The following is a 14001-nucleotide window of genomic DNA, read 5'->3' as shown; positions in this document are numbered from 1 at the left end:
AGCAGAACCCATGAACCTGTACGCATCCCTTCTGCGCACTGGGGTGCCGGCCGTGGTCGGCTGGCTCGTTGCGGTGGCCCTGCGGCACGGCCTCGACCTGGACGCGACCGCCGTATCCGGCGTCCTCACTCCGGTCGTGATCTTCGTCTACTACGGAGCTTTCCGCTTCGCCGAGGAGCACGTGTCGCCCCGCTTCGGCTGGCTGCTGGGCTACGCCCGGCCGCCGAAGTACGAGAACTCGCAGTTCTCGCTGCCGAGGACCTGACCGGACCGGCGTGAAAACGTGTACTTGAGCCCCAGCCGTGGGTTGTTGAGGCTGCGTGTGGCTCTGGGGCGCGGGGCTTTGGTTGGCCGCTCTCCGCCCAGTGACGGCTCTCCAGACGGCCTGACCAGGACTGCGCTACCGATCACGCTGGTCGCCCGTCTACTCTCGATCCAGAGGACCGGGCTAACGCCCGGCCCAGGCTCCCGGACCCCGGGCCGTGACCGTCATTGTGAGGCCAGCTGGAGCCGCATCGCCGACGACGCGGCTCCAGCCCCTGCCCTCCAGGCGGCGGCGGGGCACTCCCGCGGCCCCGCCACCCGGAGGGCACCTCGCGCGAGGCCCGACCGAGGGGGAGCCTCGGTGCCTCGCGCACCCGGCCGCCGCCGCACCTGGCGGCGGCCGGACACATAAGCGTCCCACCGCCGCTGCCCCTTGTACGCGCGATGCCAGGTTCGGGCCGCCAGTTCCCGTGGGTGCCGACGCATTCCCGCAACGCCGACACCCACGGTCGGACTGCACCGGCCGCGGAGGGGAGCTCGACACAGCCGGAACGTCCTACTCCCTACCCTCCTCCCCGGACAGGGGGCAGAACGGTCCGGGAGAGCGCATTTCCCCTACGCCAAGCACGCTCCCGCCCAGCCCTCACCCGCTCCTGACGCCGACGGGCACTTGAGCAAACATGGAAGAAGGCCCCCGTCTCGCGACGGGGGCCTTCGACCTCTTGGAAGCACCCACACTACCTGGTCCCCTGGGGATACAGACTCCGCTCGCACACTGGTTACAATCTATATGCAGACGTACCGTGAGCGAGAGGCGATGGAGTGACCGAGGATCAGAGGCCATCGGTGAGGAAGCCGTACCTGGCCGGCGGGGCTGAGTTCGCCGAGCTGTATGACGTCAAGCGCCTCCAGGTCAGTCAGTGGATCAGTCGTGACCACACGCTCGACTACCGGTACGCGAAGATCATCAGCGGATCACCCTACTGGCTACTCCAGTTCGCGAAAGGCTTCGGTGAGACCACTCCGCGTCCCAAGCACCTCAATGAGACGGTCCTCGCGCGGCTGGTGAAGGAGCAGAGTCCGGGCTACTGGGTCGGCGAGGTCAGTCAGCTTCCGCCGCTGGTGGGCCAAGCCGAGCTGGTGGCGTTGTTCGGCCTGCCGTCCGGCGCCCTGCTGAGGAAGGCGGTGAGCACGAGTCGCTTTCGCGCCGCCGACTACACCCTCTCCGGATCGCCGATCTGGCTCCTGGAGCCGGTGATGGCGGATGTGCCCGCGCTCCAGGCGGGTGCCCGCAACGTGGACTGGGCGGTTGATGAAACGGTCCTCGCCGCGCTGCGCGACGGGACCTACGAGGGCCCCGGCGCGAGGATCGTGCCGCGAGGAAGGGCCGCCGGTAAGTCCACCAACTGAGCCCGCTACGGGGCGACTTGTTCTTGTTCTAAGCCCTATTTGCATATAGAATAGAAGCGCACTCGTTGGGGTGCGCTTCTACTTGTTGGGGGTAAGGATGCCGGTTTCCAGGGGGCCGCCGGGTGTGGGATCGGGGAGGTTGTCGATCGACATTCCTCTTGGCCAGAGATAGATTCCAACACTCCAGAGTGAGTGTGCTATCTCTGAGGGGGAGAGCCTTGCTGATCGAACAATCGCCGTTGTTCGGCACCATCCAGCCCGTTCGCCACCCCGCCAACGTCGGCAACCTGACCATCCAGCAGCGGTTCGAGGCGTTCCACGCACTCAACCCCTGGGTGCTCCGGTCGCTGGTCCGGATGACCGCCGACTGCGCGGAGAAGGGGTTCGGCCGCATCGGCATCGGGATGTTGTTCGAGCTCCTGCGCTACCAGTACGGCGCGGCGACCCGAGGCGACGAGTTCGCGCTGAACAACGACTACCGCTCCCGGTACGTCCGGCTCCTCTTGGCCGAACACCCGGAGTGGGCACCGCTTTTTGAAGTCCGGGCTCTGCGCACGGACTGACACGACCTCTTGGAGCCAGATCGTGAACGCAGCAGCGGGCGCTACCAAGCCGCCCGTCATCAAACTCAAGACTCGCAAGCCCACGGGCATCGTCCCGTGGCCTCTCCTCCTGATCGAGGGGGAGGAGGGGGCCGGCAAGACCTACTCGGCGGCCCAGTTCTCCAGCAGTGAGCGCATCGGCCAGATGTACTGGATCGACCTCGATGAGGGATCGGCCGACGAGTACGCGGCCATCGAGGGCGCGAACTACCTGATCATCGAACACGACGGGACCTACCGGGACATCCTCGAACAGGTCGAGGCCGTGCACGCAGAGGCGCGGCGCGCGGCGGCAGCCGGAGAGCCGCCGGTCGTCCTGACCATCGACTCGGGGTCAGCCCTGTGGAGGATGCTCACCAACTGGACGTACGAGCGGGGCCGCAGGACACGGAAGAACCGTGCGCTGCTCCAGGAGGACCCGGACGCTGCATACGACATCGGCCGGAACCTGTGGAACGACGCGCTGGAACGGTGGAACCGGATCGTCTACCTGCTGCGCACCCTGCCCGGCATCTCCATCGTGCTGGCCCGCGGTAAGCAGGTCAGTGCCACGGACGACAACGGCCAGCCGATCCAGGGAAAGAGCGAGTGGAAGGTGTCGGCCCAGAAGGACCTGGGCTTCGACTCCACCTGCTGGGTGCGGATGAAGCGCAACGCCGACCCGCAGATCATCAAGGTCCGGTCCCTGCGGATGCGCGTCGAGCAGAGGAAGCCGCTGAGCCTGCGGGACTTCAGCATCGAGGACCTGGTCTTCAACAAGCTCGGCTGCTCCGTCGAATCCCAGCCGCGCATCATGCCCGCGCTCACCGGTGACCTGGTCCAGCCGTGGCTGAACCGCATCGCCGAACTCAAGGACAAAGAAGCCCTCGGCGCGCTGTGGCGCTCCGTCCCGGACCCGGCCAACCGCCTCGGCCGGGAGGAGATCGCCACCGTTCGGGCCGCCGCCGAGCAAAGGGCGGCCGAGCTGGACAACCCCCGCTCGGAGATGGGCGAAGGCCCACTGACCGACGCCGACAAGCTCCGCGCCGCCGCCAAGCGGAAGGCCGCCGAGCAGGACTCGGACGCCGAGCAGTGACCGGCCCACACTCACCTCTTGGAGCATTCCCATGTCCGTAGCCACCATCGCCGACGGCATCGCGCCGTCCATCTGGAACGCGGCCCACGACGTCGACGCCCGTCGCCCCCGCTCTCTTCAGACCCAGCTCGGGGCATCCGACACCGTATGCGGCCGACGGGCCGCCTACATCCTCCACGGCGTCACCCCGACCGACCACGCCGACAAGCGCGCCGCGATCCTGGGCACGTTCATCCACTACGGCCTGCTGGAGTCGGCGCGCACGGAATTCGGATGGCTGGTCGAGCGCAGCGTCCAGGACGACCTGATCAGGGGGCACGTCGACGTCGTCCAGCTCGACGCGGCAACCGCCGCCCGCCTGCCTGCGCGACACAGACCGGTGATACCCGCCGACGTGCTCACCGTGGAGGACGTGAAGACGAAGTCCACGTACATGTGGGACCGCGTCCTGCGCTACGGTGCCACGGCCGCCGAGCTGCGCCAGGTCCACCTGTACGCGGGCGCGCTGCACGAGGTCGGATTCGAGAACGTGCCGGGCCAGCGGTACCTGTCCCGACTCGGACCGCTGGACATCGGGCGCATCCGCTTCCGGTTCATCAACCGCGACAGCGGCGCAGAGCACATTCAGGAGATCGACTTCGACCCCCAGCGGGCCGCTGAGGCCCAGTGGTGGGTGGAGCGCGTGCGCGAGACCAGCGACCCCGAAGAGATGCCGCGTGACTTCAACGGGCCGGGCCTCGACGCCATCTGCGACTACTGCCCCTTCCGCTCCCTGTGCTGGCCTGGGACGGCCCCAGGCGTACCGGAGCAGACGGCGCTCATCCACAACGACGCCGACCGCGAACAGGCGCTGATCGACTACGTGAAGGGTCACGAACTCGCGAGCGAAGGCAACCGGATCAAGACCTTCGCACGCAAGAAGCTGGACCAGTCCCCAGCCGGGATCTACGGGCCCAACAAGCTCTCCTGGCGCGGCGGGAACGACGAGGAGAAGGACGACGTGGAGGCGATGGTCGACCTTCATGAGGTCGCTGGCATCCCCGTGCCGATGAAGCCGGACGCGGATCGCATGGTGAAGAACCTCAAGGCGGCCGGGCTGCCCGTCCCTCGACGCAAGACCGGGAAGAAGACGGCCCCGGTCATCAACGTCGGGCCGGCCTGACCCGGAACCCCCTGACTCCTCAGCCCCGCCCGTGAACCACGGGCGGGGCGCCCCGTCCTGCCGCCATGCCCGTACCGCCCAAGGGGAACCGTGTCCATCCAACTGATGATCGCCGCGGCGTATCTGCCGCCTGACGTGCTCAGCCAGAGCCAGAAACTCGCCCTTATGAAGATCGCGGACAGCGCCGACGATGAGACGCGTCTCGCGCGTCCCGGCCTGACCCGCCTTGCCGCCTGGGTCGGCGTGACCGACAAGCGCGCCATCACCATCGTCACGGAGCTGATAGCCAAGGGCCTCGTCGAACGAGTCGAGACCGGCAAGGCGGGTCGGACCGCCGTCTACCGCGTCTTCCCGCTCGGTGTACCTCCCACGCCGACCACGCCGGATCTCAAGGCGGCTGCGGAGGCCCGTAAGGCAGCTCCCAAGAACCCCCGTAAGGCCCGCTCCGGTTTGGTGCGTTCGGCTCCGGCCAAACCCGCCATGACGTACCAGGACGTCGAAGCGCGTGAGGCAGAACGGCAACAAAGGGCTGAGAAGCCGCAGGTGGAGGCAGGGTTCCACCAGGGGAACCCAGAGGGAGAGGCAGGGTTCCACGGGGGGAACCCGAAGGCAGAAGAGGGCCGGGTTCCACCGGTGGAACCCGATGAGTTTCACGGGGGGAACCCACTGGGTTCCAGCGGTGGAACCCCTTCCTTTCCTGGTCCTTCCTCTGTCCTTCCTTTCCCCCCTGCCCCCACGGCTGACGCCGTAGGGGAGTCCGCGAACGCTCCGGCAGAGACCCCGACGCCTGACCGCGAGGTGCCGCAGAAGGGCTGCGCACGCCACCGTGGCTGTCCTGCTGCTTCCTGCCGTGGATGCGGCACCAACCCGCGCGCAGGGCGCGAGAGAGAGCGGGAGGAGGCCAAGGCTGCTGAGCACCAGGAGCATGGGCGCTTCTGGGACGAGTGGCGCGAGGAGGCAGCCAGCCGCCGTCAACGGGTCGAGGAGCGCCCGGAGTCGGTGGAGGCAGCGCGAAGGGCCGCGCGTGAAGCCTTGCGCGGGTCCAAGGCGCGCAGGCAGCAGAAAACTTAGGCTCCCGAACAATTATTTCGCCAGGAATCTGGACATCCCTGGTATTGCATATAGAATAGAACCAGAACGAGGGGGAAAGCCCCTCCGGCCGAAAGGACGACATGAGCTACCTGCCCACCCTCCGCCGCGCACGCAAGGGCGCGATCGTGCTCGACAGCAGCGCCGCCGCGCAGGAGCAGATCCGCATCCTCGCCGACCTCTATCGCGACGACCCCGAAGGCGTCGGTGACATGCTCATCCAGATCGCCGACCTCAAGGACCAGGCTGAGCGGGAGCGCGACCTCGACGGACTCGGGCACGCCGAGCACATGCGGGACGACATCATCACAGAACTCCTCAACGAGATCGGCGGCGCGGAGATCCACCTCGACCCCCGCGACAACCACCACGCCCTCATGCAGGCGCGCAGCCTCGCCTACCAGGCCCGGTGCATCGCCGACGCGGCCCAGCAGCGCGCCGACGAGCTGGCGATCCTGACCGCCGTCGCCCGCGGTGCGCGCGAGCAGCGCAGGAGGCCCCCCGTCTGCTAAAGCAGGCGTTTCAATCGGTTCCGAAATAGATCCCAACTCTGTACTGTTGGGCCGCACTAGACCTCTTGGAGAGAAACCCCGTGAGCAACGACCTCGCGCAGATGGCCCCGATGCCCGTGCACGGCAACACCGACGACCCGCTGTGGCGCAAGCTGTGGAACGCCTACGAGCCGGTCATCACCGCGCTGCGGCGGATTCCGCTCGTCGCCGACGTCGAGATCAGCGGCGGCATGTTCGGTATCACCGCGCAGCTCACCGACGGATCGCACCTGTGGATCTCCTCGGTGGAGGAACTGCCTCTCGACCCCACGGAGGTCGAGGGCTGGCAGGTCAGGCGCGCCCACGAGGACACCCCGACCGTCGACGAGCAGGTCTACGACTCCACCGTCGACGGCGAGCACTCCCAGCACGGCAACAACGTCGCCCCCCTCATCCAGGCGATCACCAACTTCGTCACCGAGCGCCGTCTTGCCCCCACGCTGATCGACCTCATGTCCGTCCAGCTCGACGGCGTGACGGCGAAGCACAGGCGTATCAGCAAGCTCGTGAACGGACCCTTCGATGACCGGAACGCGGCAGTCAAGGAGTACGGCTACTTCACCCACGAGCTGTCGAAGCGCGGCTGGCGGCGCATCCATGAGCAGGGCGGAACCGACTGGCCGCTGACCGTCTGGGAGCTGAACGGCGAGATCATCACCCTCTACCTCGCCCACGTCGGCCAGGTGAGCGCCTGATGCCCGGTGCGGAGGCGACCCAGCCGAGCGCGGCCGACACCTCCAAGCCTTCCTGCGCCTGCGTGATCGCCCACGTGCAGAACGACGAGGAGCGAGTCCGCGTACAAGCCGGTCTGGACAACGCGCTGAAGAACAACGACGCCCACGCCGTGCTGGTCGCCTGCTTGCAGCTCATGCAGCCCTGCCCGGCCCGCGACGAGCTGGTGACGCGATGACAGTCCTCCTCGCGCTGCTCGCGTTCGCCATCGGCACCGCCGCCGGCCTCGCCGTGCTCGTCGTCGACGACCTGCGCTGGGAGGCCCGCAATCGGCTTCCCAGGTGCACCACCTGCGGCGAGCAACACCACCGCCACGCCGCCCACCGCTGAACCTGTCCGGCCCGCTCACCCCGGGCCGGACATTCGCAGACCTCTTGGGAGAACGACCAACACCATGGCCAAAGTCATCGACCTGCTGTGCGGCGCAGGAGGCAGCAGCACCGGACTCGTGGAAGCCGGCTACGAACTGATCCTCGGGATCAACCACTGGCAGCTCGCCATCGACACACACGCCGCCAACCACCGCACCGCCGACCACGCCTGCATCGACATCTCAGGCTTCCCGATGCGCTACCTGCCCAACGCCGATGTCCTGTGGGCATCGGTCATCTGCACCGAGATCAGCCCCGCGGGCGGGCGGCGGCGTGAGACCAACCAGATGGATCTGCTCGACCTCATCGAGGACGGCGGAGAGGACTGGGAGGCCCTGACCAAGGACGCCTTCGAACGGACCAGGGTCACCGGCTGGTGCGTCGTCCGGGCAGCCGAGGCCAAGCGGTTCAAGGCCATCGTCGTGGAAAACGTGGTCGAGTTCGGTCTGGACTGGATCCTGTTCCCGAAGTGGCTCGAAGCGATGGAACTGCTCGGATACCAGTACCAGATCGTGTGCGTCAGCAGCGCCCACATCGGTGACGACGTCAACCTGCGCGCCCCGCAGTGGCGCGACCGGATGTACGTGGTCTTCACTCGCAAGACCATGCGCAAGCCGGACCTGGAGCCCAGGCCGCTCGCGCCCTGCGTGGACTGCGGAGAGGACGTGTACGCCGTCCAGTCGTGGAACGTCGAGGGCGTACGGATCGGGAAGTACCGGCGGGACTACATCTATCGCTGCCCCAACAGCCGCTGCCGTCACGCCATGGTCGAGCCGTACGTCCGCCCGGCCAGCGACATCATCAACTGGGACGACCTCGGCACTCGCATCGGCGACCGCAAGAAGCCCCTCGTGGACACCACGATGGACCGCATCCGCGCGGGACTCGCCAAATACCCCTACCGCCCCAGCTCGATCACCCTCACCCACGGCAAGGACGGCGGCGACCGCGCCTACGCCGTCGAGGACCGGCCGCTTCCGACCCGCACGGCCAAGCAGGGGGACGCCCTCCTGGTGCCGACCGGCGGCTCATGGAACACCGACGCGGTTCCCGTCGACGTGCCGCTGCGCACCCGCACCACCCGCGAGAGCGAAGCCCTCCTGACCGTGGACCCGTTCATCGTCGAATTCCGCAACCACGCCACCGCCAGCCCAGCGAGCAACCCGCTGAGCGGAGTGACCGCCCAGGGCAACCACCACGGCCTGGTCACTCACGCGGGCCGGGTGCCCGAGCGGGCGCGGAACACCCTCGTCGTGCCGTACCGCAAGAGCGCGGTGAAGACGGCCGCCGAACCTGTCCACACCCTGTCCACCCGTGACTCAGCCGCACTGGTCCGCTCCGCCCCGGACATCAACGACTGCTTCTTCCGCATGCTCAAGCCCCGCGAACAGCTCGAAGGGCAGCGGTTCCCCGCGAAGTACGTCGTCTACGGCAACCAGGCGGAACAGACCATGCAGGCAGGCAACGCGGTCTCCGTCAACGTCGCGCGGTGGATAGGCCAGCGATTGGAGCCCGTCCTGTGACCGGATCTCGCAGCGCCCTGCCCGGGACGCACGTCACCGACCACGCCCCCTGCTGGGGCGATCCCGACTTCGCCGTGGCCGACAACCGCTGGAAGACGGGCAAGGACCTGGTGGCCATCTGCGAACCCGTCCTTTACGTCTGCGGCGGCTGCCACTACCGAGCCGCCTGCATTCGGCAGGTCCTGCCGGCCAAGAACGACTTCGACGGCGTGTGCGGCGGCCGAATCTGGCTCAACGGAGTGATCATCCACGCACTCCCCGACGCCGACCTGTCTGAGCTGCCGCCGGCGGTCATCCGCAAGTCGTGCGGTACCGCTGCCGGGTCGCGCGCACACCGCCGCGCCGTCGAGCAGCAGTGCCCGCAGTGCGAGCCCTTCTACCGCCCCGGGCCCAACCCGCTGGACGACGAGGACGACTCCGACGCTCAGCAGCTCGAATTCCCCGACGTCGCCTGATCTGCAGGAGTAGGACACATGCCCCAGAACCGATCAATGCGCGAACTGCTCGGCCCGGTCGCGGCCGTGGCGCTCATCGCGCAGCTCAACCCCGATCTGCCCGCGCCCAGCATCGAGTTCGCCGCCATCTTCCACGACGGCGTGGAGTACGGCATGGGCGTGCGGCTGCACATGCACCAGCCACAGGAAGGCGTCTACGAGCGGTGGGCGCACCTGATCGGCAGCAGCGACCCGGACTCGCACACCAGTCCGGCCACGACGGCCCAGGGCTACCTGTGCCGTCGCACCTACGGCTCGTACGCGGACATCCCTGTGGAGGCCGTCGCCTACGTGCCGCAGGCCGCCCACCACTGGGCCCTGGCGCTCGGTGAGCCCGCCGCCTGACCTCCGACCGAACACATCTCCCAACTCGCAGCAAGGAAGTCATGAACAAGAACCTTCTCATCGAGGACGTCGCCGCCAAGATCGGCTCCCGCACTCTGGCCGCAGAAGCGGTGGAGGCGGTCTTCGACTCCATCGTCCGCGCGGTGACCGAGGGCAAGCGGGTCCGTGTGACCGGCTTCGGCTCGATAGAGCCCGTGGACCGTCCGGCGCGAATCGCGCGCAACCCGCAGACGGGCATGCTCGTGAAGGTGGACGCCACCCGCGCGGTCCGCTTCCGCCCCGGAGCGTCCTTCAAGGCCCTGGTCGACGGCACCAAGGCGCTCCCGGAAGAGGGCAGCGCCATCAAGAAGGCCCCGAAGACGCCCCGTGCCTGACCTGTCCGCCGCAGCCGCCCCGGGAACGACCCGGGGCGGCCCCCATGCTGCCCGACGAACGAGAGACGACCGCGGCCGACCGCGACGAGAAGACGAACGAAGAGGTGCGCAGATGCACGACGAGATAGCGGACGAAGTCTGGGAAGCGGTCGGACGCTGGGTGGAGGGGAGCCACGAGGAGTCCGCGCAGATCCTCGCCAGACTGGCGGCCACGCAGACGCCGTCGATGATGTACGGGGTTGCCTGCGGCATCGCCACCGTCGCCAAGGCGGCTCTGACGAAGATGCACGGCTCCCACTGCCACGACTGCTTCTGGGGCATCCGGACCGTCGGCGGCTTGCGGCCGGAGGACGTCGTCCCGCCGCACCATCTGTTCGCGGCGCGCTTCATCGCCGCCTACCTCAACAACGACACGGACACCGCCCTGGCGCTCTTCCAGGCCGCCTACACCTCCAGCGACCCGGAGTTGTGGCCCGTGTGCATGCACACGCTCCTCGCGGCGACCGGCGAAGCCGTGATCGCTGCTACCGGCGGAGCCGACCGGTGAACCGTGCCGACACGTACTCGGCCGACGGGCTACGCCATGACGTCGCCGACCCGGAGACCTGGAGCGTCCGAGTGTGCGGCGACCGCTGTACGACGTGCATCTTCCGGCCGGGCAACCTCATGCACCTGGAACCGGGCCGCGTCGCGAGCATGCTCAAGAAGGCCGTGGCAGAGGAAGGACACATCGTCTGCCACCAGACACTGGGGACCCAGGCTCCCGCGATCTGCGCGGGTTTCGCCGCCCACCCGAGAGGACGGGTGGCTTCCCTCGCGCTCCGCCTCGCCCGAGCTGGCGTGCTGAGGATCGTCCCCGTACGGCCGGACGAGGAGAGCGGGTCGTGACCGGACTGCTCTGCGCGCTCGTGCTCGTCACCTGGCTCGTCGGGATCATCTTCTTGGCCGCCTGCGTCACCGCGGTGGTCGCTGACGAACCACTGCTGCGCATGGCCGCCGAGCGGAGGCCCGTTGCTGCCGCGCTCTTCTTCGCTGTCGTCATCGTCTTCTGGCCCGCAGCCGTCGCCGCCAGGACGCTCGACACCCTGGTCAACCGGGAACGCCTATGAACCACATACGCAACGGCCGCATCTTCGCGGCCTGCCACCCGCAGGACCCTGCCCGCATCCGCATCGTTCGGTACGAGGAAGGGGACATGCGCGCCCTGGTCGCTGACGCGGCCACCGGAGCTCACCAGCGCCTCATCCTCGTCTCCAGCCTGCACCCCACAGCCGTGACCGGGACGGGAAACAGGCGCAAGAGCGGATACGCGCCCGAGGACGCACCCCCGGCCACCGGCCCGCCGGCGCCGCCCCAGCTCCAGGAACCCGCCGCCGAGGTGACGGACTGGTTCGACGGGATGCCGGGGCGACGGTTCCGAGTGGCCCTGCCCCCGCGGCTGCTGCTGCTGAACTCCAACCAACGGCTCCACCACCGTCGCGCCGACATCACCAGGGTTCTGAGGCGAGCGGCCTGGGCGGCGTCGCGAGGACTCCCGTCGCTGGAGCGAGCCCACATCATCGGCGTACTGCACCCCGAGGACCGGCAGCGCCGCGACCCGGCGAACTGGTACCCCAGCTTCAAGGCGTGCGTCGACGGCCTCGTGGACCAGGGTGTCCTGGAGGACGACGACCACACGCGGGTCGTCGGGCCGGATATGAGGATCGGACACGTGGTGAGCGGGTCGCGCCTCGTCCTTCACGTACGAGAGCTGCCACCGGGCGAATCGGCACCTGAGCTGAGGAAATAGCTCACCGCCCCAGAAAGAAAATTCACCCGAAATATTGCAAACCCCCATAATGCATATAGAATAGAACCGCGAAAGAGGGGGAAGTCGAAGCCCCCACCCGAACTCCGCCCGGCAGCCGGTGACATCACACCCCGGCCGCCGGGCGGTCCTACGCCAAGGAGGACACACGTGACACCGGTCGACCCCTGTCCGCTCGCGGACCGCCAGGTCTGCCTGGCCACCCGCGACCTCTCGCGGGCGGTTCTGAGACGCCTCAGCGTGACCGCAGCCGGGATCGAGCCGCGCATCAGGACGATCGTCGCCACGCAGACTGACAGCGGGAAGTGCACCCTGTGGCGACTGCACGGCGACGACGGGCGACTCCTCCTCCAGTTCGACCCGCTCAAGAAGCCGGGCGCGGCATGGGACTCCCTCTCCGGGGACGTGTCCTTCCTCGCCCGACTGGCCAACCTCCGCACCCACCCGCCCGGTTACTTCTACGTCCACCCCCTACCGGACCCCCGCGGCATCGCGATACCGCTGCCCTCCAACCCGCGGGGTCTCGCCCCGCGCACGATCGGAACGCTCCAGCGATCGCTGCAACCCTCGCGCTCTGCATCAGCGGCGCGTGAAGGCCGTCCGGCCGGGCCGGGGGCTCGGCGGCGCCACGGCTCTGGCGCGCCCCCCCACTAGTTCGCTCCCGTCTTGACCAAGGGCGCACCACACCCCGAATGCCCATAGAAAAGAAGCATTTGGGGGTCGCCCCGACCCGGAGGCACCCATGCCCACCCACCACACGACGCCGGTCATCAACACCCCGGAACACCACCTCGGCGCCATGTCCCTCGTCATCCTCACCCGCGCACCCGACGACGCAACCCTCCGTGCCGCCGCACACCTCGTGGACAGCGCCGCGATCGCGGCCTGGGCGCTGCGCCCCGGCGACCTCAGCACGCTCGGCCGACACCAGTACCGGCAGCTCCTCGACTACGCCGCCGCCCCCCAAGTCCTCGACCTGGCCCTGTACCTGGGCGGCGACACGAAGCAGATCCGCACCCTCATGGATCACATCGCCCGGGAGATCGCCGAACTCCTCATCCACTACGCCCCGCCGAAGGCGCAGGACTGAACCCCGCCCGACGGCACCGCAACCAAAGGAGAGATCCGTGAGCAGCCCGATTCCCACGTGGTGGGTCATCTACCGAGAGCCCAACCCTGCCGAGATGCGTGTCGAGGCCGTCGAGCCCGCGCCCACCGACGCCGACGCCCAGGACGCCCGGTGCGCCGAGCTCACCGCGGCCGGACAGCACGCCTACGTCATCACCGCGCCCGACGCCGACGCCGCGAGCGACATCGCCCTGCGCATCTGGGCGGAAGAACTCGTCGCCAACCCGGCGCGACTGGCCGCCGCCAACGCTCACAACGCCGCCAACCACCGCACCAACTAGACCCCCTTGGAGACGGACATGCACACCATCGGATCGCAGATTCTCTGCGCGAGCCTGGTCAGCCAACTGGGCGTCCACCCCGCAGCCGCCGAAAGCGCGCTGCTCGCCACTCTGGAGCACTTCCGCACCCAGTCCCACAACCCTGCCGTCCGCCGGGCCGGACTCACGCCCGACGAATACATGGAAGCGGCCCTGCCCACGCCCCGCTTCAGGGCCACCCTCATAGCCAGCGCCCTGATGGCCGACGGCCGGGAAACCGACGCCCGCCTGAGCTGGGAGGCGCACATGCAGCGAGAGATGGAAGCGGCGAAGCGCGCCCACCAGGCCGTCCCAGCGACCGTCCTCGTGGGCAACCCCGACGCGATTCACCGCATCGGCCGCCAACTCGGCCTCGGCGACGAGCAGACCGACCAGCTCGTGGCGGGCATCGTGCTCATGCTGGCCACCGGATACCCGTTCCGCGCGCGCCACCAACGCCACCTGAGCCTCGCCGACATCCTCGCGCAGATCACCGCGGAGGACCTGGCCGAGCTGCTGCTACATGCCGCCCTGTCCGCCGCCGCGCGCACCGAAGAAGCCGCCGCGATGCTCCGTCGCACGAGGCGCGCAGGCTGCTGACCCCGTCCGTGGCGGGGCCCCCCCGGCGGGCGCCCCCCGCCCCCGCGCCCCCCCCCCCCCGGCGGGCGCGCCGCCCCCGCCCCGCCCCCGCCCCCGCCCGCGCGGCGCGCCGCGCGCGCCCGGCGGCATCACCCCCGGTGGCGCCGTCTCCGGGAGCACCGTCCGCGTCACCCGT

Annotated in this window: 21 protein-coding genes and 1 pseudogene; all 22 read left to right on the top strand. The window is 68.7% G+C overall.

Features of this window, described 5'->3' with window-relative positions; translation table 11 throughout:
• Positions 1-10 precede the first annotated feature (10 nt).
• The 22 genes and pseudogenes from AB0H82_RS26050 (at position 11) to AB0H82_RS25945 (ending at position 13826) form a co-directional block, all read left to right on the top strand.
• Positions 11-265 (top strand): hypothetical protein, encoded by a 255-nt coding sequence (locus AB0H82_RS26050; RefSeq protein WP_362996696.1) that lies wholly within the window; start codon positions 11-13, stop codon positions 263-265.
• A gap of 821 nt (positions 266-1086) precedes the next feature.
• Positions 1087-1674 (top strand): hypothetical protein, encoded by a 588-nt coding sequence (locus AB0H82_RS26045; protein ID WP_362996694.1) that lies wholly within the window; start codon positions 1087-1089, stop codon positions 1672-1674.
• A 218-nt stretch (positions 1675-1892) separates the two neighbouring features.
• Positions 1893-2237 (top strand): hypothetical protein, encoded by a 345-nt coding sequence (locus AB0H82_RS26040; protein ID WP_362996692.1) that lies wholly within the window; start codon positions 1893-1895, stop codon positions 2235-2237.
• A 22-nt stretch (positions 2238-2259) separates the two neighbouring features.
• Positions 2260-3351 (top strand): AAA family ATPase, encoded by a 1092-nt coding sequence (locus AB0H82_RS26035; RefSeq protein ID WP_362996690.1) that lies wholly within the window; start codon positions 2260-2262, stop codon positions 3349-3351.
• Positions 3352-3382: 31 nt separating this feature from the next.
• Positions 3383-4513, top strand: a complete 1131-nt coding sequence (locus AB0H82_RS26030; protein WP_362996688.1) for a PD-(D/E)XK nuclease family protein — start codon at positions 3383-3385, stop codon at positions 4511-4513.
• 90 nt (positions 4514-4603) lie between these two features.
• Entirely contained in the window at positions 4604-5584 is a 981-nt protein-coding gene (locus AB0H82_RS26025) for a helix-turn-helix domain-containing protein (protein WP_362996686.1), read from the top strand.
• Positions 5585-5685: 101 nt separating this feature from the next.
• Positions 5686-6114 carry a hypothetical protein gene (locus tag AB0H82_RS26020; RefSeq protein ID WP_362996684.1) on the top strand — a complete coding sequence of 143 codons (429 nt, stop codon included), beginning with the start codon at positions 5686-5688 and terminating at the stop codon, positions 6112-6114.
• Positions 6115-6194: 80 nt separating this feature from the next.
• A complete protein-coding gene (locus AB0H82_RS26015; protein WP_362996682.1) occupies positions 6195-6848 on the top strand; it encodes a hypothetical protein in 654 nt (217 codons plus the stop codon).
• A complete protein-coding gene (locus tag AB0H82_RS26010) occupies positions 6848-7063 on the top strand; it encodes a hypothetical protein (RefSeq protein WP_362996680.1) in 216 nt (71 codons plus the stop codon). The genes AB0H82_RS26015 and AB0H82_RS26010 overlap by 1 nt, the downstream gene beginning before the upstream one ends.
• A complete protein-coding gene (locus AB0H82_RS26005; protein WP_362996678.1) occupies positions 7060-7215 on the top strand; it encodes a hypothetical protein in 156 nt (51 codons plus the stop codon). The genes AB0H82_RS26010 and AB0H82_RS26005 overlap by 4 nt, the downstream gene beginning before the upstream one ends.
• A gap of 64 nt (positions 7216-7279) precedes the next feature.
• Positions 7280-8779: a DNA cytosine methyltransferase gene (locus AB0H82_RS26000; protein WP_362996676.1), complete on the top strand. Its 1500-nt coding sequence runs from the start codon at positions 7280-7282 to the stop codon at positions 8777-8779.
• The gene (locus AB0H82_RS25995) at positions 8776-9234 is read left to right on the top strand and encodes a hypothetical protein (RefSeq protein WP_362996674.1); all 459 of its coding nucleotides are present in this window, start codon (positions 8776-8778) and stop codon (positions 9232-9234) included. The genes AB0H82_RS26000 and AB0H82_RS25995 overlap by 4 nt, the downstream gene beginning before the upstream one ends.
• Positions 9235-9252: 18 nt before the next feature.
• A complete protein-coding gene (locus AB0H82_RS25990) occupies positions 9253-9618 on the top strand; it encodes a hypothetical protein (RefSeq protein WP_362996672.1) in 366 nt (121 codons plus the stop codon).
• A 41-nt stretch (positions 9619-9659) separates the two neighbouring features.
• A pseudogene (locus AB0H82_RS25985) lies at positions 9660-9977 on the top strand (HU family DNA-binding protein); the annotation flags it as partial.
• 127 nt (positions 9978-10104) lie between these two features.
• The gene (locus AB0H82_RS25980) at positions 10105-10539 is read left to right on the top strand and encodes a hypothetical protein (protein WP_362996670.1); all 435 of its coding nucleotides are present in this window, start codon (positions 10105-10107) and stop codon (positions 10537-10539) included.
• Positions 10536-10880, top strand: coding sequence for a hypothetical protein (locus tag AB0H82_RS25975; RefSeq protein ID WP_362996668.1), 345 nt, complete (start codon positions 10536-10538; stop codon positions 10878-10880). The genes AB0H82_RS25980 and AB0H82_RS25975 overlap by 4 nt, the downstream gene beginning before the upstream one ends.
• A complete protein-coding gene (locus AB0H82_RS25970; RefSeq protein WP_362996666.1) occupies positions 10877-11101 on the top strand; it encodes a hypothetical protein in 225 nt (74 codons plus the stop codon). Before AB0H82_RS25975 ends, AB0H82_RS25970 begins: the two co-directional genes overlap by 4 nt.
• Positions 11098-11781, top strand: a complete 684-nt coding sequence (locus tag AB0H82_RS25965; RefSeq protein WP_362996664.1) for a hypothetical protein — start codon at positions 11098-11100, stop codon at positions 11779-11781. The genes AB0H82_RS25970 and AB0H82_RS25965 overlap by 4 nt, the downstream gene beginning before the upstream one ends.
• 168 nt (positions 11782-11949) lie before the next feature.
• A complete protein-coding gene (locus AB0H82_RS25960; RefSeq protein WP_362996662.1) occupies positions 11950-12453 on the top strand; it encodes a hypothetical protein in 504 nt (167 codons plus the stop codon).
• An 88-nt stretch (positions 12454-12541) separates the two neighbouring features.
• Positions 12542-12889 carry a hypothetical protein gene (locus AB0H82_RS25955; protein ID WP_362996660.1) on the top strand — a complete coding sequence of 116 codons (348 nt, stop codon included), beginning with the start codon at positions 12542-12544 and terminating at the stop codon, positions 12887-12889.
• Positions 12890-12926: 37 nt separating this feature from the next.
• Positions 12927-13208, top strand: a complete 282-nt coding sequence (locus AB0H82_RS25950; RefSeq protein WP_362996658.1) for a hypothetical protein — start codon at positions 12927-12929, stop codon at positions 13206-13208.
• Between the two features lie 18 nt (positions 13209-13226).
• A complete protein-coding gene (locus AB0H82_RS25945; protein ID WP_362996656.1) occupies positions 13227-13826 on the top strand; it encodes a hypothetical protein in 600 nt (199 codons plus the stop codon).
• Positions 13827-14001: the final 175 nt, after the last annotated feature.

It is taken from the genome of Streptomyces sp. NPDC050732 (assembly GCF_040654255.1).
In the GTDB taxonomy this organism is placed as follows: Bacteria; Actinomycetota; Actinomycetes; order Streptomycetales; family Streptomycetaceae; genus Streptomyces.
Note: the sequence above shows the minus strand (reverse complement) of the source record. Positions and strands in the feature narration are given on the sequence as shown.

What these genes read in the sequence shown, in the direction of transcription:
- AB0H82_RS26050 (WP_362996696.1), top strand. Translation starts at nt 11, where the DNA reads ATGAACCTGTACGCATCCCTTCTGCGCACTGGGGTGCCGGCCGTGGTC.
- AB0H82_RS26030 (WP_362996688.1), top strand. Translation starts at nt 3,383, where the DNA reads ATGTCCGTAGCCACCATCGCCGACGGCATCGCGCCGTCCATCTGGAAC.
- AB0H82_RS26020 (WP_362996684.1), top strand. Translation starts at nt 5,686, where the DNA reads ATGAGCTACCTGCCCACCCTCCGCCGCGCACGCAAGGGCGCGATCGTG.
- AB0H82_RS26010 (WP_362996680.1), top strand. Translation starts at nt 6,848, where the DNA reads ATGCCCGGTGCGGAGGCGACCCAGCCGAGCGCGGCCGACACCTCCAAG.
- AB0H82_RS26005 (WP_362996678.1), top strand. Translation starts at nt 7,060, where the DNA reads ATGACAGTCCTCCTCGCGCTGCTCGCGTTCGCCATCGGCACCGCCGCC.
- AB0H82_RS26000 (WP_362996676.1), top strand. Translation starts at nt 7,280, where the DNA reads ATGGCCAAAGTCATCGACCTGCTGTGCGGCGCAGGAGGCAGCAGCACC.
- AB0H82_RS25990 (WP_362996672.1), top strand. Translation starts at nt 9,253, where the DNA reads ATGCCCCAGAACCGATCAATGCGCGAACTGCTCGGCCCGGTCGCGGCC.
- AB0H82_RS25980 (WP_362996670.1), top strand. Translation starts at nt 10,105, where the DNA reads ATGCACGACGAGATAGCGGACGAAGTCTGGGAAGCGGTCGGACGCTGG.
- AB0H82_RS25965 (WP_362996664.1), top strand. Translation starts at nt 11,098, where the DNA reads ATGAACCACATACGCAACGGCCGCATCTTCGCGGCCTGCCACCCGCAG.
- AB0H82_RS25955 (WP_362996660.1), top strand. Translation starts at nt 12,542, where the DNA reads ATGCCCACCCACCACACGACGCCGGTCATCAACACCCCGGAACACCAC.
- AB0H82_RS25945 (WP_362996656.1), top strand. Translation starts at nt 13,227, where the DNA reads ATGCACACCATCGGATCGCAGATTCTCTGCGCGAGCCTGGTCAGCCAA.